At 56.2% G+C, this 15,180-nt stretch carries 18 protein-coding genes and 1 tRNA gene; 9 read left to right on the forward strand and 10 right to left on the reverse strand.

Annotation, left to right across the window (positions count from 1 at the left end; genetic code table 11):
• Window positions 1-55 precede the first annotated feature (55 nt).
• Window positions 56-934, reverse strand: coding sequence for an LpxL/LpxP family acyltransferase (locus ACZ6WW_RS09865; RefSeq protein WP_465274020.1), 879 nt, complete (start codon window positions 932-934; stop codon window positions 56-58).
• 96 nt (window positions 935-1,030) lie between these two features.
• Here ACZ6WW_RS09865 and dtd point away from each other — a divergent pair, with 96 nt between their 5' ends.
• Window positions 1,031-1,471, forward strand: a complete 441-nt coding sequence (gene dtd, locus ACZ6WW_RS09870; RefSeq protein WP_465274021.1) for a D-aminoacyl-tRNA deacylase — start codon at window positions 1,031-1,033, stop codon at window positions 1,469-1,471.
• A 164-nt stretch (window positions 1,472-1,635) separates the two neighbouring features.
• Window positions 1,636-3,495: an RNA polymerase sigma factor RpoD gene (rpoD, locus tag ACZ6WW_RS09875; RefSeq protein WP_281850765.1), complete on the forward strand. Its 1,860-nt coding sequence runs from the start codon at window positions 1,636-1,638 to the stop codon at window positions 3,493-3,495.
• Window positions 3,496-3,680: 185 nt separating this feature from the next.
• On the opposite strand, the gene ACZ6WW_RS09880 is transcribed toward rpoD, so the two are convergent.
• Window positions 3,681-3,914 (reverse strand): hypothetical protein, encoded by a 234-nt coding sequence (locus tag ACZ6WW_RS09880; RefSeq protein ID WP_465274022.1) that lies wholly within the window; start codon window positions 3,912-3,914, stop codon window positions 3,681-3,683.
• A 622-nt stretch (window positions 3,915-4,536) separates the two neighbouring features.
• Here ACZ6WW_RS09880 and ACZ6WW_RS09885 point away from each other — a divergent pair.
• Window positions 4,537-6,147, forward strand: a complete 1,611-nt coding sequence (locus ACZ6WW_RS09885) for a DNA cytosine methyltransferase (RefSeq protein WP_465274023.1) — start codon at window positions 4,537-4,539, stop codon at window positions 6,145-6,147.
• A gap of 67 nt (window positions 6,148-6,214) precedes the next feature.
• Window positions 6,215-6,886 carry a BglII/BstYI family type II restriction endonuclease gene (locus ACZ6WW_RS09890; RefSeq protein WP_465274024.1) on the forward strand — a complete coding sequence of 224 codons (672 nt, stop codon included), beginning with the start codon at window positions 6,215-6,217 and terminating at the stop codon, window positions 6,884-6,886.
• Between the two features lie 193 nt (window positions 6,887-7,079).
• On the opposite strand, the gene ACZ6WW_RS09895 is transcribed toward ACZ6WW_RS09890, so the two are convergent.
• Both ACZ6WW_RS09895 and ACZ6WW_RS09900 read right to left on the reverse strand, forming a co-directional pair.
• Entirely contained in the window at window positions 7,080-9,059 is a 1,980-nt protein-coding gene (locus ACZ6WW_RS09895) for an SPFH domain-containing protein (protein WP_465274025.1), read from the reverse strand.
• Window positions 9,060-9,257: 198 nt separating this feature from the next.
• A complete protein-coding gene (locus ACZ6WW_RS09900; RefSeq protein WP_465274026.1) occupies window positions 9,258-9,785 on the reverse strand; it encodes a YjfI family protein in 528 nt (175 codons plus the stop codon).
• Between the two features lie 234 nt (window positions 9,786-10,019).
• Between ACZ6WW_RS09900 and ACZ6WW_RS09905 the strand changes: the two genes are divergently transcribed.
• Together ACZ6WW_RS09905 and ACZ6WW_RS09910 are read left to right on the forward strand one after the other, a co-directional pair.
• On the forward strand, window positions 10,020-10,517 hold the full coding sequence (locus ACZ6WW_RS09905) for a P-loop nucleotide/nucleoside kinase family protein (protein WP_465274027.1): 498 nt from the start codon (window positions 10,020-10,022) through the stop codon (window positions 10,515-10,517).
• A gap of 131 nt (window positions 10,518-10,648) precedes the next feature.
• Entirely contained in the window at window positions 10,649-11,437 is a 789-nt protein-coding gene (locus tag ACZ6WW_RS09910; protein WP_465274028.1) for a hypothetical protein, read from the forward strand.
• 55 nt (window positions 11,438-11,492) lie between these two features.
• Here the strand turns inward: ACZ6WW_RS09910 and ACZ6WW_RS09915 are convergent, their stop codons facing one another.
• Window positions 11,493-11,864: a SnoaL-like domain-containing protein gene (locus ACZ6WW_RS09915; protein WP_465274029.1), complete on the reverse strand. Its 372-nt coding sequence runs from the start codon at window positions 11,862-11,864 to the stop codon at window positions 11,493-11,495.
• A gap of 140 nt (window positions 11,865-12,004) precedes the next feature.
• Here ACZ6WW_RS09915 and ACZ6WW_RS09920 point away from each other — a divergent pair.
• Both ACZ6WW_RS09920 and ACZ6WW_RS09925 read left to right on the forward strand, forming a co-directional pair.
• Window positions 12,005-12,080: transfer RNA gene (locus tag ACZ6WW_RS09920), tRNA-Ile, on the forward strand.
• Window positions 12,081-12,222: 142 nt separating this feature from the next.
• Window positions 12,223-12,462, forward strand: coding sequence for a hypothetical protein (locus ACZ6WW_RS09925; protein ID WP_465274030.1), 240 nt, complete (start codon window positions 12,223-12,225; stop codon window positions 12,460-12,462).
• A gap of 140 nt (window positions 12,463-12,602) precedes the next feature.
• Here ACZ6WW_RS09925 and ACZ6WW_RS09930 read toward each other — a convergent pair whose 3' ends face one another.
• From ACZ6WW_RS09930 to ACZ6WW_RS09940, 3 genes are all read right to left on the reverse strand, one after another.
• Entirely contained in the window at window positions 12,603-12,794 is a 192-nt protein-coding gene (locus tag ACZ6WW_RS09930; RefSeq protein ID WP_465274031.1) for a hypothetical protein, read from the reverse strand.
• A 70-nt stretch (window positions 12,795-12,864) separates the two neighbouring features.
• Window positions 12,865-13,251, reverse strand: a complete 387-nt coding sequence (locus ACZ6WW_RS09935; RefSeq protein ID WP_465274032.1) for a hypothetical protein — start codon at window positions 13,249-13,251, stop codon at window positions 12,865-12,867.
• Window positions 13,252-13,392: 141 nt separating this feature from the next.
• Window positions 13,393-13,590 carry a hypothetical protein gene (locus ACZ6WW_RS09940; protein WP_465274033.1) on the reverse strand — a complete coding sequence of 66 codons (198 nt, stop codon included), beginning with the start codon at window positions 13,588-13,590 and terminating at the stop codon, window positions 13,393-13,395.
• Between the two features lie 121 nt (window positions 13,591-13,711).
• Here ACZ6WW_RS09940 and ACZ6WW_RS09945 point away from each other — a divergent pair, with 121 nt between their 5' ends.
• On the forward strand, window positions 13,712-14,461 hold the full coding sequence (locus tag ACZ6WW_RS09945) for a hypothetical protein (RefSeq protein WP_465274034.1): 750 nt from the start codon (window positions 13,712-13,714) through the stop codon (window positions 14,459-14,461).
• Here ACZ6WW_RS09945 and ACZ6WW_RS09950 read toward each other — a convergent pair whose 3' ends face one another.
• Together ACZ6WW_RS09950 and ACZ6WW_RS09955 are read right to left on the reverse strand one after the other, a co-directional pair.
• The gene (locus ACZ6WW_RS09950; protein WP_465274035.1) at window positions 14,462-14,938 is read right to left on the reverse strand and encodes a hypothetical protein; all 477 of its coding nucleotides are present in this window, start codon (window positions 14,936-14,938) and stop codon (window positions 14,462-14,464) included.
• A 1-nt stretch (window position 14,939) separates the two neighbouring features.
• A partial coding sequence (locus ACZ6WW_RS09955; protein WP_465274036.1) for a hypothetical protein occupies window positions 14,940-15,180 on the reverse strand: 241 nt, incomplete at its 5' end.

The raw sequence follows: 15,180 nt of genomic DNA on the forward strand, positions 1-15,180 counted from the left end.
AGATTCCGGCCTGCGCCGGAATGACGGGTAGGAAGGGTGTCGGTCGTATTGACGGTCAATAAGGACTAGGCCGATCACTCCGCGTATAGCGCTTGTAATGCCACTGATACTGCGTAAACGCCAACTCCACGCACTGCTCCACACCGCGGTTGAGCGCCGTGCAAGCCACCGCCAGGTCGCTATCGACCAACCCATCCGGCGCAGGCACCAGGTGAATACGAAACCCTTCGCCACGCGGCAATCGCTCGGCAAACGCAAACAGCACCGTCGCACCGGTACGCGCAGCCAGACGCGGCAGCAACACCATCGTCTCCGCATCACGACCGAAGAACGGCGCCAGCTGACCCTCGCCTTCGCGCGGCTTCTGGTCCGGCAGGATTCCCACGGTGCCACCGGCCGCCAGACGTTTGTACAAAGTGCGCACGCCCGCGCCTTCGGCACGCACCTGCTCGGGCGCCAGCGCACCGCGTGCCTTGCGCAGCAGGCCCTCGACCGCTTCGATGCGCGGCGGTCGATACAGGATCGCCATCGGCGTCTTGCGGCATAGCCAGTAATTGAGCAGTTCCCAGCAACCCAGATGCGGCGCGGCGATGATCACGCCCTTGCCGCTGGCCAGCGCCGCGTCGAACACGTCCTCGCCACGCACTTCGCGCACCAGTGCCAGCGCACGCATGGGGTCGCTGCCCCAGATCTTGGCGATCTCGGTCACCGATTTGCCGCTTTCGATCATCACCTCGCGCAACAACGCTGCCTGCGCCTCGGCGCCAAGCTCGGGCCGCACGATGCGCAGGTTGGTCGCCGTATGTCGCACCATTCGCGCCTGCCGCCACATCGATACCTTGCCGATCCAGCCGCCGATGGCGTGCAGGGTGCGCAGCGGCAGCAGGCCGAACAGGCGCAGCAGGAGGTAGAGAAGGTAGATATCGGGACGCATGCTTTATTCGAGAGGGGTTAACAGCGAGGAGCAAAGGCCAGATAGTACGCGACATGGCAATCCGATCGCCGCCCAACCCCCGCCTCTGAATCCAAAATGATTTCACTGATCCAACGCGTCCAATCCGCCCGCGTCGATGTCGAAGGCCGCACCGTCGGTGCTATCGGCCCCGGCCTGCTCGCACTTGTCGCCGTCCAGCCCGACGATGGCGAGGCACAAACCCGGCGCATGCTCGAACGTCTGCTTGGCTATCGCGTGTTCTCCGATGAGCAAGGCCGGATGAATCGCAGCCTCGCCGACACCGGTGGCGGTTTGCTGCTGGTCAGCCAGTTCACCCTGGCCGCCGACACGCGTTCGGGCATGCGGCCCAGCTTCACCAGCGCCGCATCGCCCGAGCATGGCCGCCGCTGGTTCGATCGACTGGTCGAATTGGCCCGCGTTGCGCATCCGGGGGTGGAAATCGGGCAGTTCGGTGCCCATATGGAAGTACATCTGGTCAACGACGGCCCGGTCACTTTCTGGCTCGATGTGCCTTAGCGACCCGCTGCTCCCAGACATCTCCCGGTTTCGACGAATTCAGCCGCAAGCGCTTGTTTGGCGCGATTTTTGCGTGCTGTCGTCGGGCGAACTTTCACTTGAAAACTGGTCAAAAAAGCGCCACATGGGTATACTGATCGGTTCCTGCATACGCGGCGGTGGGTATGAATAGTAAAGCTCCTGAGCAACAGTCTGAAATTAAAGCGCTGATCTCCAAAGGTCTGGAGCAGGGCTATCTGACTTACGCTGAGATCAACGATCACCTGCCTGACGACGTCGTCGATCCGGAGCAGATCGAAGACATCATGGCGGTGCTCAAGGGCGTTGGCATTGAAGTGCACGACGCCGCTCCCGATACCGACCCGCTCGCCGACAACGGCAGCAGCGCGACCGACGACGAAGCCGCCGCTGAAGAAGCGGTTGCGTTGCTGTCGGCGGTCGATTCGGAAGTGGGCCGCACCACCGACCCGGTGCGCATGTATATGCGCGAAATGGGTACGGTCGAGCTGCTGACCCGCGAAGGCGAAATCGCCATCGCCAAGCGCATCGAAGAAGGCCTGGGCCAGGTGCAGACCGCGCTGGCCAGCTTCCCGCTGACCATCCAGCTGCTGCTGGAAGAGTACGACCAGCATCTGGACGGCAAGCGCCGCCTCAGCGAAATCCTGGCTGGCTTTGCCGACCTGGAAGAAGCCGCCGACGCCGCGCAGGCAGCGGCCGCTGAAGAAGTGTCCGATGCCGACGTCGAGGTCGAAGACGAAGAAGACGACGCCACCGGTGCGACCGAGGACGAGGAAGCCGGCCCGACCGGTCCGGATCCGGAAGAGGTCAAGCGCCGCATGGAACTGCTGCGCGACTACTACGGCAAGTTCCAGAAGGCGGCCCCCAAGGCCACCGACATCACCGACAAGAAGATCGTCAAGCTGCGCGACCAGATGGCTGAGGAATTCCTCAAGCTCAAGCTGCCGTCCGCGCTGATCGACGGCTTCGTGCGCAAGCTGCGCGAAGTGGTGGGCGACATCCGCCATCACGAGCGCGTGCTGATGGACATCTTCGTCAAGCACGTCAAGATGCCCAAGGCCGAGTTCATCAAGACCTTCCCCAGCAACGAGGGCAACCTCGAGTGGGCGAACGAGCTGGGCCGCAAGCGCCAGAAGTGGTCGCCGAACATCAAGACGCACAAAGAGGCGATCGACGCCGAGCAGGAAAAGCTCGCCTCGATCGAGCGTCAGCTGTTCCTGCCGCTGACCGACATCAAGGAAATCAACCGCACGATGTCCGTCGGCGAGGCCAAGGCCCGCCGCGCCAAGAAAGAAATGGTCGAGGCCAACCTGCGCCTGGTCATCTCGATCGCCAAGAAGTACACCAACCGCGGCCTGCAGTTCCTCGACCTGATCCAGGAAGGCAACATCGGCCTGATGAAGGCGGTGGACAAGTTCGAATACCGTCGCGGCTACAAGTTCTCGACCTATGCGACGTGGTGGATCCGTCAGGCCATCACCCGCTCAATCGCCGATCAGGCGCGCACCATCCGTATCCCGGTGCACATGATCGAAACGATCAACAAGTTGAACCGCATTTCCCGCCAGATGCTGCAGCAGTTCGGCCGCGAGCCGACGCCCGAAGAGCTGGCCAAGGAAATGGAGATGCCCGAGGACAAGATCCGCAAGGTGCTCAAGATCGCGAAGGAGCCGATCTCGATGGAAACCCCCATCGGCGACGACGAAGATTCGCACTTGGGCGATTTCATCGAGGACACCAACGCCAGCTCGCCAGTCGAGTCGGCCACGGAAACCGGCCTGATGGAAACCGTGCGCGACGTGCTCGCCGGCCTCACCCCGCGGGAAGCGAAGGTGCTGCGCATGCGCTTCGGTATCGACATGAACACCGATCACACGCTGGAAGAAGTCGGCAAGCAGTTCGACGTTACCCGCGAGCGCATCCGCCAGATCGAAGCCAAGGCCCTGCGCAAGCTGCGTCACCCGAGCCGCTCGGAACAGCTGCGTTCGTTCCTTGATATCGATTGATCGATTTACGGCCACACCGCTAGGTTAAAAGCCCGCCTCGGCGGGCTTTTATTTCGCCAATAAATAGACGCTAGGCATATCAATTGGCAACGCAGCGATTGTCTCGCAGCAACGGTGCCAGCAACACCTCCATCTCACAAGAAATATCCGCAATTGGCGTCGACCTCTGTCTAATATAGGCGGCCTTATCCACCCATGCCCAGAAAATTCTCTGATATTTCCCTAATCGCTACAATATCTCGCTCGCTCGGAAACTTATTTATATTAGCACCAGCACACACAACATCGATCTTGCAGCCATCTCCGCTGCCAAGCGCAGACGCCGCATAGATGAGCTCTTCATTTTGATAAAGCTCCAAATAAACAACATCTGAACCATCTTTAGCCCCTTGATGGCAACCTATTCTTAGCTCTTTCACCACATCCTCCTGACTAAAAAGCAAGACTATCCATATCATCTATATTTCAACCAAAGCCCTTAACCGTCAATAGTCAAAAAAATATGGGAGACATAGAATAAATAGAACAACAAGATTTAATATGAATTAACAACTGAATTTCTCATATCATTATCTACCAATATGCGTGCATGCCTTTAAAAACGGATAAGTGGATTTTTGCATTGCTCATGATCGCAACATGAAGCCCATATCTATGAGTCCGCATGAACAAACCCCAGCAGCAATATAGTGCTAAAAATTCTATGGTAGTTTTATAAATTTCAGCATGAACTACGCAAATACGAACTAGGCAGATGGCCGTTCTCACAAAAAATGCGCTCACTCTAAAACAGCTCTTCTTCGAGCATATGGAACTCCTTCGCTAGCGCCAGTTTCAATAAAAGGCTGCGTCCAGTACGCTCTGGGGACGTCTCGATCGGCAGCTCTCCAAGCTATGATCAGTCTCAATATCTGCGCCAGAGAACAGCGAACCTCAGACTCCTAACATTACTTGCCATAGGTGACCTAGCGGCACAACGAAGAAACACAGGCGTTCCAAATGCCTAGCCAATCGAACCCACATCAGCAACCTAGATTTTCTATGAAGAAAAAGCAGCTAACAGCAATTGACCTGTACTCTGGCATCGGAGGATGGTCGCTAGGACTTCGACTCGCCGGTATCGAAGTTGTTTCCTCGTATGAATGGTGGGCGCCAGCCAATTTAAGCAATGAAGTGAACAATGGGCACCAGACTCATTTGGTGGACATAAGAGAGCTAGCAAGAAATAAAGAAATTCCGAAAAAAGTCGATATTGTAGTTGGCAGTCCGCCATGCACTCAATTCTCCTTCTCTAATCGGGGAGGGAACGGAGATATTGCAGACGGGTTTCGAGACTTAGCGGCTTTCTTTGAGATTGTTATGCAGTCTTCACCAAAATGGTGGGCTATGGAAAATGTCCCAAGGGTAGCATCGTTGCTTCCAGAAGCGATTCAAAAAGGAAGACCTCTTTTCCGATACAGGAAAATAATTCAATCTGCGACGATTGACGTAATCAACTGCGCGGATTATGGCGTACCACAGGCAAGAAAGCGTTGTATTGCCGGCAACTTTGACTTTAATTTACTCCGTTCCTATAGGAAAAATTTGCCTTCGCGGGGACTGGGTGACGTTATATCTGCCCTGTCGAATCAGAGCATTATTGACCCGATTTACGGCATAAAGTCCCTGCGATCTGAAATCAATGATCACGATAAAGAAACTCCTCTTAGCCATGAAGAAGAGAGGCTGAATCGCGAAGCCAAGGTTTTTCATCCTGTATACAACTCCATGTCTTTCCCTGAAAAGACTGAACAGCCAGCACGAACCATTACCGCAACTTGCACAAGAGTATCTCGAGAAAGTTTAATCATATTTGATGAGTCTTTAAAAGGGCACCGGAGGCTAACCATTCGCGAACGTGGTTGTCTTCAAAGCTTCCCAATCAACTACCAATATATGGGATCGTCAGCGGCGGAAAAGATGAAAATGGTCGGAAACGCGATCCCGCCCTTGCTGACCTTCATGATTGGTGAAGCGATCCTTGGAAAATCTGAGCCTGAGTTAAGCCGTTTGACCTTAGCCAAGGATGTAAACAAAAAGGGAGTTAAATCACTTTTAACTCCAACTGAATCTGCAACAGGCCGTTATAGAATTGAGCGTAACTTTCGGTTAGCTATCCCATCGCTTAGATTCAAAAGTGGCACCCGCTTTGAACTTAGTAACGCGAATCTCTTTAACAAAGGGACTTGGGACATATCTTTCTATTATGGGAGTTCCAAAGATATTCGTTCCGTCCACCCCTCCGAGCACACCTTTGAATTGTTCAAAGATATGCTTTCGAAAGATGCAATAAGAAAACTAACTTCTGCATTTAAGAGCGCTGGAGAACTTGCCAGAAGTCACCGGGCTCAGGACCTACAAAGTGTATGGACAAATAGGTCGACTGGCACTCATCCTTTTGATGTCGTGGATGCTCTCGGAGCAATAGCCAATAACACTATTGATGAAATGAAAAATATAACAACGACGACACCGGAAAGAGATGCGCTGACGAAAGCACTTACAAAGCTACTCGACATTAATAACGAGCTTTCACCAAAACTTAGAGCCAACTCCCTGGAAATTCTCGTTGGCATGGCAGTTGCCTCTGGATTCAATAACGGAACTTCATAGATTTTATCCGCTGGTGGCTATCGAAAGAGCTTTTTATCTGCTGACTTAGAGAAGAACTGAAGCGACCATGAAGCTTATAACCTACTCATACCGGTACGCCGCGGCTGTTTTGAATGACGCGGCGTTTTGCTCAACTTACAAGGAGCTCGTCAAGGTTCTGGAGGAAACCTCGCCAATATTGTACGAGGCGAGCAGGGTTAAAGTTCGTCAACGAGGCAAATCTTCCGCACAAGCTTTTCCTGTTGATCAAAAGAAATTAAACAAAGACATCGAAAGCAGGATGCCGAGCGGCTGGGATATTAGACCGCTTGTCGTTGCGCCAAGCGAGAATGGACCATCGACAAATATTCGATCGGATTTTAAAAAGAATCGAATCCAGGTTGAAGTTCAGTTCGGAAATATGGCTAGGTGGTATACGGATGTTTTCAAATTTCAGCTGGCTTATTCAAGAGATGATATAGACGTTGGAATTCTCGTTGTACCCACACACAAATTCGCCAACTTAATAGACGAAAATGTGGCCAGTTATGAGCGCATCTTGCGTGAGTTGCCATGGGCAAAAATGTCATTAACTCTGCCGATCCTCGTGCTTGGTATAGAGCCTGAAGATTATTCATCCGTGCAAGACAGATACGCGGAAGCTGCGAAAAACTATATGCGCGATGAGAAAAATCTCAATAAGAATTTTAGGCTTTTTAGCGACGCAGTGACATCAAATGACGAACAAGTGGAAGATTGATTAACTTTGGGCTAGATTTTCTCATGCCGCACCTAAGCTCGCCCAATATGGAATATATGTGCGCGAATAATGGGAAAATACATCTTGAATACCCGCGCTTAATCAGCCAGCTAAATTAAGAAATGGAGGATCGAGAGCCTCGCAATAGCGAAGCTCTCGTTCGTCATGCCAGAAATGTGTCTACCTACAGGACTTACACCCTTGGCACTGTATCATTCATCCCAGCATCAGCCTTCTCAGCCAACAACGAACTGGCCAACTGAATCAGCGATGACAATCCATTCCCTGAAGCATCGCCACCACCCAGCGAGATCTTCGGCACGATAGCAATCTGCCCATCGCGGATCGCCTCGGCAAACTGCGCGCCCAGCGTATTGATCAGCTGCAACCGCGCACCCTCGCCCGTCAACGCCTGCGACTTCGCCTGAATGGCTTCGGCCTCAGCCTTACCCACCGCAGCAATCGCCGATGCGCGACCATCACCCTCCGCAGTAAGACGACGACGCTCAGCATCCGCATCGATGCCGATCACGTTGGCACGCTTGCTCGCTTCCACCACGTTCGCATCACCGACGTTCTTCTTGATCTCGATATGGATCATCGAATTGGTCAGCTCGGCCTGGATATCCGTCTTGGCGCGCGCCTCGCGCAACGAGCGTTCCTTCACTGCCGACTGCTCCTGCAGTTCGAAGGTGGCCACCTGCTCGATCGCCACCTGACGATCGCGCAACTGGTTAAGCAGCGTGTCGATACGCGCACCCGAGGCGTTGCCGGCGCTTCCATGCGGCGTGCCGATAAGCACTTCCTGCAGCTCCAGGTTATACGCGGCAAAGCGTTCCATCATCTCCACGCTGGCCACCTGCTGGATATCCGCACGGTTCTGGATCAACTGAATCAGCGTTTTCGTCTGGCCGATGTTCTTGAAGTACGCACTGACCATCGGATCGAGCGTCTGGTCGACCAGGCGTTTGATATCGCCAAAGCGCTGCACCACCAGCGGCGCCTTGCGGTAGTCGATGTGTACCACCACCGACAGCGGCAGCAGCGGCTCGAACGCGTCCTTGGTGATCAACGACACCTCGGTGAGATTCTCGTCGAACTTGTGCATGTTGGTTACCTCCGGCGTCCACTTCAGAATGAAGTTGGTCGTCGGCACCATCTGGATCTTGCCCGCATAGGTATTGAACGCGTACTTGCCCGGCAGCAACGGCTCCTTCCACACGCCGCGGCAAGCACTGTCGACCAGCTCGCCGTGCGAATAGCCCTCGCCCGAACGGTCAGTACCGGCCTTGCCGATATACGAAACCACCACGCCGACAAAGCCGACCGGCACCACCGTCTTGGGAATAAAGTCCACCGTCGCGAACAGGCGGTTGATGTAATACGTGCCCTCCACCAGCACCTGATGCTGACGACCGCGGTTACCGCCGGCACGCAGGAAGGCGTCGATGTTCTGGAAGTTGTTGTGGAAGGTCGCCTTGTCGGCCGGATCCTGGCCAACGCGCGGCGCGACGATTTCATCCGGCGGCAATACCGGGCCATCATGGACCGTCACGACGCCGAGCATGTCGTTGGCCGTGTCATCCGCATCCGCAGAAGCCTTCTCACGGCGTCCACCGATAATCACCGGCGAGAAACCACCGCGCTCTTTCAACACGCTGCCCATATGGTCGATCGTGCTGCGCTCCTCTTCGGACAACAGCAAACCATGCACACGCGAAGCGGTAATGATGGCGAACTGCGCCACGTTGAACGCATACGTGCCTTCACGAAGAATCGTGCGCTGCGGACCCTTCTGACCACCCGCGCGCAAGAAGGCAGCAACATCCTCGATACCGGCCTGTATCGTGCGGCCCAGCGCCTGACCTTCCTCCAGATCGTGGCCGTCACGCGCAAACACATAACCGATCTCGCCCTGCGGAATAGTCACCAGGTCGACCTTGTGCACCCGATACTGGAACGGGAAAAAGTAATGCAAACCACCGCGCAACACCGTCGGCTGGTAACCCACCTCACCATTGAGCGCGATCAATCCACGGCTGACCGACGCCGCACCCCATAGCCGCTCGACCACGCCGACGCGGTCATTGGGGATGTAGACAATCACATTGGAAATAGCAACGAGCACGATCAGAACGACAACGGCAACTGCGATTGCAATGAGCCAAGTCATGGCTGAATGTCCTTAAAAATAAAAGGGCCCGGCGCAACACCGGGGAAGTAAAGCGGTGCATCCAAAAAATTCGACAACGTCCAAACCTTTGTAGGAGCGACTTCAGTCGCGACCGCGGCGTCGCAAAGCCGCCGTGCAAACGGTCATCGCCGCCACAGAAAGAAAAAAGGAATTAAAGAAGAGGTGGTGTGTTTTTCCCTACCCGATCAGGTGAGAAAGCTCGCCCAACGCATCGATCGCATTCTGACCCATCACATCGAGCTCCTCGACGATGTTCGCCAGCGGCGAATGCGCCGATAGCTGGCCAAAAAGAATGTACTGCGAGCCCACCAGTCCGACATTCGAGAGCGGCATGTTCGGCCCCAGGCGCAGACACGCCTCGTTGAACCGCGCCGCATCTTTCACCGCGCGCTGCTCGCACAGCGCCGTTGTCATGCGAATCTCGTAATCGGTCACCACCAGGTGCACCGACTGCTCGCCGTAGCTGGCAAGCGAAAGCTCGATCGCTGCCGGCGTAGCCTGCAAGCGCACCCCGGACAATTGCTCGTGCTTGCTGGCGTGCTCATGCAACGCATCGAACAAGCGTTGCGTCGTCCACTTCTGGCTCATGGCCTGAAAATCCATACCTCCGATCAACTGATCGGTCCGCTCGTTGCGGTGATGCCGCAGGAACGCTTTCACCCGCTCCCGTTCGCCCTCGGTCATGTAGATCCTGGGGATCGTCATGCCCATCCGTGTCATCCGGTCACGAAACGCCTTCTGGCGCTTCGCTCCAGTACTGACCTGCTTCGTGGGTGGCATATTCGGACCTGTTCCGTCGCAGCAACGCCGTTAGGCGTAACGTTACGCGTAACTTACTCCTGGGGCCGGCTGCTACACAATCACATCTCGCGCCGGATAGGCAGCCTCTGAAAAACCATAGAGAATCCGGGATCTTCCGAATGCGATGACTCAATTCAGATGGCAAAAATTCACTTGGTCGAAGGCCCGGTTGGCGCCGGCAAGTCCACTTTTGTCGGCGAGCTGCGAAAGCAGTACGCGGCGCCGGGCTTTATTTTGGATGCCTGGTTCGTTCGGCTGTACAGCCCGGACCGCCCCGCGACGAACCTCATGGAGTGGTACGTAGCCAGGAAAGCGCGTTGCCTGGACCAGATCTGGGAAGCCGCCAAGGAAGTGCTCAACGCAGGCCATGACGTCGTCCTCGAACTCGGGCTGGTGGAGAGAGCGAGTCGCGAGCATTTCTACGCGCGGGTCGTCGAAGCCGGTTACGAATTGACCATCTATCTGTTGGACGCCCCTCGGGACATCCGGCGCGAACGCGTCCGCAGGCGCAATCTGGAGAAGGGCACGACATACGCCATGGACGTCCCTGACGCATTTTTCGAGATGGCTAGCGACCACTGGCAGCCCATGGACGATATCGAGCGTGACATGTACGACGGCCGCGTCATCTCCTGATCCATCGTCGCCCCGGCGAATGCCGGGGCCCAGCGCCCTTGCCGAATCCGGCCTGCTCGGCAGAATGCCACTTCTCCGACACCTCATTGCCCTCTCTCTCGAACAGCCTCTTGCCCATCAAGGGAGGCGGCATGAGGACGATCTTCTTGGGACCGCTCGCCCTGCTGCTGGCGTTATGCGGAGGACTGGTGGCGTATGACAGGCTGTACTTTCAGCCAGCCCTGACTCGCACCCGTACTCTGGTCAGCCAGCACCCGGCAAGCGACAGGTCTCCACCGCAACTGTTCGTACAGCTGCTGATATTCACTACGCATGGCGATACGGTTCCTTATGCAACGCGTGTGCTGATGACGTCGGGCGATCCTGACGACAACGCCAAACCAACACAGATGTGGCAGGCTCGCTACGTCACGTGGAGTTTGTTGGTCGCCCTGCACACGTCGGAGTCCGAGCGCAACGCAACGATTGCATCGCTCGGCTTTCGCGCCGAACCGGAGCATGGACTCACCGATGTCGCCCGACATCGCTTCGAGAAGGAACCAGGGCAACTCTCTCGCCTACAAGTGGCCATGCTCGCGAAACTGCTTGTCTTGGGACCCAACCATCTCAATGAGGCCCAACTGGCAAACCACGCCACCCTTCTGCTTGACACTTTTGACCAGTCCACACCTCGCCGCCCCGGCGCACGCCGAGGCCCGGCGCCTTGGTCCCGGCATAAAAAAAGCCCGCTCAAGGCGGGCTTTTTTTCGAATCGCTCAGTGGTGAACCACGCGATGATGCACAACGCGGCGATGATGCACCGGGTGATGCACCGGACGATGATGAACCACGCGGTGATGCACCGGATGGTGCACCGGCGGCTGCGCCATGACCGGCGCTGCCATCAAACCCAGACCCAACGCCAGACCCACACCCAATAGCAAACGCTTCATAGCGAACCTCCCTAATGACCCATCGGACCCCGTGCGCAAAAGCTTACTCCATGTCGTAGAAAAACTGCTCGCGATCGACCTTTCCGTTTTTCACGTGATACAGACAGATCTCGCTCATCGTCATGCGACCGTGGCCCTTCATCGTCACATCCAATGTCATCGACAGACTGAACCAGTTGCCGGCAACGACCGCATCGCTGACCTCAAGACCATGCATCTCCTCCACCCCCGCCTGGAAGGCCTCGCCCTTCTTGTAGATCGCATCCAGCCCTTTGACATTGCCTAGCGCACCCTGGGGCGCACCTTCCGGCTCCAGACTTTCCGCATCCTGCGCATAGAGCTCCTTCTGCGCCGCCTCGAACTGCCCGGCCCGACACAACTCCACCAACCGCTTGGCCACCGACTCGGTACTCATCGCCGTCACTCCACAGGTAGGGACCGTGAGCCTACGCCCCGGAAGATGACGAAACGATCAGCCACCCGACCCTCGACGCCCCCGCCCCGCCCCGCTAAGATTCCGGGTTCCCAGCCGCGCAATGCGGCCGCGCAAGCTAAGGGCCTATAGCTCAATGGTTAGAGCAGAGGACTCATAATCCTTTGGTTCGAGGTTCGAGTCCTCGTGGGCCCACCAGTTTTAGAGCCATTTTTCAAATAGACGTCCGCTCCGCAATTCCCGTCGCGCTCCGCAATTCTTTGATCAGTGATTGATCATAGGTGTCGCGATTTGTGCGATTGACCAGAGGGACTATGCGCGTCCCTTGAGGAGCATCGCCATGCAAGAGACTCTGCATATCGTCCAACCATTCACGCGCGCGCGTGGACAAGGTTTGTTGCCGCGCCAGGCGCTGCAATTCAAAACCGCTGAGGATGCGCAGCGACGCGCCGAGGTGATGTTCGGGGAAAGCTTGGCGGGCATCGTCGCTTACTCGATCGATGTCGACGAGGATGCAGGCGACTACAGCGCGCCGCGGATACTGGCCAGCTTCGGGGATGTACCGGAGATGCTTGGCTGAAAGGGTAGTGCGTTTTATACCCCTCTTTGAAAAGGGGGTGGCGTTTCACCACCCCCTTGCCGTGGGGTGCAGAAATTGCACCCCATCGTCGACAGCCTTGGCCGAGCTCAGAATGGGGTAGCGATTCGCGACCCCATCGATCAATAGTCAGTCGGTATCGCTGGTGGATTTCCGCCTGCCCAGCCAAGAACATAGGTGACCTGGGCGCTTCCGTCTTCCCACGTGCCTGTTGCCGTATCGAGCAGTGCCCAACCGGCCTTGAGCATCGCGTTGGCCTGTTTCAAGTGATGCGTGTTGTGCAGCACTTTGATATTGGATAAATCTACGCTCACGGTGATTCCCCTCTCCTGAAAGAGCGTAGATCCTATCAGCGGCCAGCGACGAACCGCCATGCGGTTTTGGTCACGCCGCCTCCCGCGCCCTGCCGGCGCTTTCTTGGCGCCCCGCGCCACGTTTCACCGCTGCCTTATGCTGATCTTCGGCGACTTCCCAAGACAGCTCGAATGCCTGGTCAGCGATCAGCCGTAGGGCCGTGAACAGACCGCCAGCAATGAAGGGGCTCAGCGGCAGAACCGGCTCGTTGCCCGGCGCATCTTGGACGTTGCCTGCGACCGCATGGTTATTGTCCAGGACCGTGGCCAGCGCACACGCGCCTTCGGTCAGCGAGGCCAATTTCAGCAGCTTGTGATCCGCCAGCGGGAAGCTGCGTTCCATCCAATACTTCCGGCCGAGGGGATTCTCGACCGGTTCGGGTTGCGCAGCCTCCTCGGCCGCCGTAGCATTGCTCATGTGGTTGATTCCTTTGCGTGGGTCACTACGTCTCCGAAAGCCCCGGTCTAGCCACCGGGGCTTTCTTTTGAAACCGTATCGCACTTCCTCGATCGCGCAAGACCAAAACACCCCCATTGAAGCCCGGTATTTCGGCTTGCGTTATGGGGTGTCTGTGGTAGCCGCAGCAGCTCCAGGCTGAACACCGGCAGCATCAGTGATCGCCTGCAACTGCTCCAACCAAACAACCATCTGGGCATTTAAGCTCCGCCGGTTGGCTGCGGCCTGGGATTGCGCCCACTGCTTAAGCTCGGGGGTCACCCGAACGACGATATGCACGTCACCTGTGTTTTCGGCCATGGTGGTTCCTTCGTCTAACCATTTTCAGGTTACACACACTGCATAACCTGCAAGCACTATTTACACCATGGTTCGATTTTGTCAACAGGTATCCGTAGACTTCGGGGCATCAGGAGGATCGATGCCCTACAAAGACGAGACCGCTACAAAAACTGCCCATCGCAACGTCGGGGGAAGGCCGCGCAAGGAAGATAAGCCGGAGCAGTTCAGCATCAGGTTGCCGCCCAAGCTCAAATTTGGGCTGGACCTGCTCGCCCGAGCCCAGCATCGATCATTGAGCCAAGCTATGGAATGGGCGCTTCAGGTCGGCCTGTACAACTATGAGGTCAATGGGCTTGGAGCAGAGGAGCAAACCATCGGCAGCATTGTTGATTTTGCGTGGGTGCACAAACGCGAATGCGACAGGCTGATCGCCGTATATTCCTTTGCGCCTTCGCTGTTACCGTTTGAGCAGGCCAAAGCCTGCGAGATGGTCTTGAAGAGCTATGAATACGAGCAATGTGACGTTTGGCCGGATGGCTTACAGGGCCAAGTATCGGACGACAGCCCAATCGGCAAAGCGCGCCTTGATGAATATAGTTTCAGGGCTCAAGCTTTTTTCGACTATGTGGGTAAGTACTGGGATGCCCTATCTCGCATAGCTATAGACAGAGCCAACGCCGGAAAGAACATGCACAAGGTGACGCTCATGAATGAGCTGGATCACTTGAGCAAGTTCAACAGAACCTACAAGCCGAGGATTGAACTTTTCCCGTTTCTTCGTGCCATGGCTGATCATGAAGGTGATGATTCAACCATATCGGTACTCGAGCTTGTGGATGCGCAAAGGGCACTCGGGGCCATTCGAGCAGGACGCAGTGCAGCTAAATAGCTACAGCCCAACATGCCCCTCTGACTGTGACTGCGCCGGCACTTGCAGGCCGCGGTTCACCCAGCCACAGCTTTCCGGCGTCGGCATGAGCGCAATGATCTCGTCCTCGGTCGGGATCGGATTGGGTACCACACCGCCATAACCAGCCCATAGCTGGTAGGCCCGCTGCCATACCTTACTGCGCAGCTTTTTCATGGCGACACCGTCCTGGTCCCACTCCGCTACCTCGTCGCCGATATAGCTGATGCAGGATTCGATGCTCTTATAGCCGTTCTGCGCTGCGATGCTTGCCAGCCACGCTTCAAGGCTAGGCTCACATAGCGCGACTACTTGATCGAACGTCGGTGTAGGCGGTCGTGCTGGCGTGTTTCCCTCGACGACCCAGGCGAGGTAAGCCTGATAGTCACTGTTGGCTTCGTCGAGCGGAATGCAGGCACCATCGTCGCGGAGCACATAGGTCTCGAAAAGTGTGTACACGTCAAAGCTCCGCCGTAAAAAGGAATACATCGGGGGTGTTCATCTGCGCCATTGCGCCGGCCGACGGCGTTCCACCTGTGAACGTTGCAGTCACGTCGATTTGCATATTCCGGTTACCTCCCGCAGCCACCGAGATTGAGGCAGCGTTCGCCGTATAGATCGCCACTTGCGTCGCCTCGACCGAAAATGAAGTGCCGAGCAAGGAGACCGTTGGCGTGGCGCGCATTGGCACGTCGAGCCGA

This window comes from Dyella sp. NPDC103356 (assembly GCF_055584465.1).

Excerpts from the sequence above, each read along its gene's own strand:
- ACZ6WW_RS09885 (WP_465274023.1), top strand. The coding sequence starts at position 4,537 with ATGAAGAAAAAGCAGCTAACAGCAATTGACCTGTACTCTGGCATCGGA.
- rpoD (WP_281850765.1), top strand. The coding sequence starts at position 1,636 with ATGAATAGTAAAGCTCCTGAGCAACAGTCTGAAATTAAAGCGCTGATC.
- ACZ6WW_RS09915 (WP_465274029.1), bottom strand. The coding sequence starts at position 11,864 with ATGAGTACCGAGTCGGTGGCCAAGCGGTTGGTGGAGTTGTGTCGGGCC.
- ACZ6WW_RS09900 (WP_465274026.1), bottom strand. The coding sequence starts at position 9,785 with ATGACGATCCCCAGGATCTACATGACCGAGGGCGAACGGGAGCGGGTG.
- dtd (WP_465274021.1), top strand. The coding sequence starts at position 1,031 with ATGATTTCACTGATCCAACGCGTCCAATCCGCCCGCGTCGATGTCGAA.
- ACZ6WW_RS09865 (WP_465274020.1), bottom strand. The coding sequence starts at position 934 with ATGCGTCCCGATATCTACCTTCTCTACCTCCTGCTGCGCCTGTTCGGC.
- ACZ6WW_RS09935 (WP_465274032.1), bottom strand. The coding sequence starts at position 13,251 with ATGAGCAATGCTACGGCGGCCGAGGAGGCTGCGCAACCCGAACCGGTC.
- ACZ6WW_RS09940 (WP_465274033.1), bottom strand. The coding sequence starts at position 13,590 with ATGGCCGAAAACACAGGTGACGTGCATATCGTCGTTCGGGTGACCCCC.
- ACZ6WW_RS09945 (WP_465274034.1), top strand. The coding sequence starts at position 13,712 with ATGCCCTACAAAGACGAGACCGCTACAAAAACTGCCCATCGCAACGTC.
- ACZ6WW_RS09895 (WP_465274025.1), bottom strand. The coding sequence starts at position 9,059 with ATGACTTGGCTCATTGCAATCGCAGTTGCCGTTGTCGTTCTGATCGTG.
- ACZ6WW_RS09905 (WP_465274027.1), top strand. The coding sequence starts at position 10,020 with ATGGCAAAAATTCACTTGGTCGAAGGCCCGGTTGGCGCCGGCAAGTCC.
- ACZ6WW_RS09925 (WP_465274030.1), top strand. The coding sequence starts at position 12,223 with ATGCAAGAGACTCTGCATATCGTCCAACCATTCACGCGCGCGCGTGGA.
- ACZ6WW_RS09890 (WP_465274024.1), top strand. The coding sequence starts at position 6,215 with ATGAAGCTTATAACCTACTCATACCGGTACGCCGCGGCTGTTTTGAAT.
- ACZ6WW_RS09910 (WP_465274028.1), top strand. The coding sequence starts at position 10,649 with ATGAGGACGATCTTCTTGGGACCGCTCGCCCTGCTGCTGGCGTTATGC.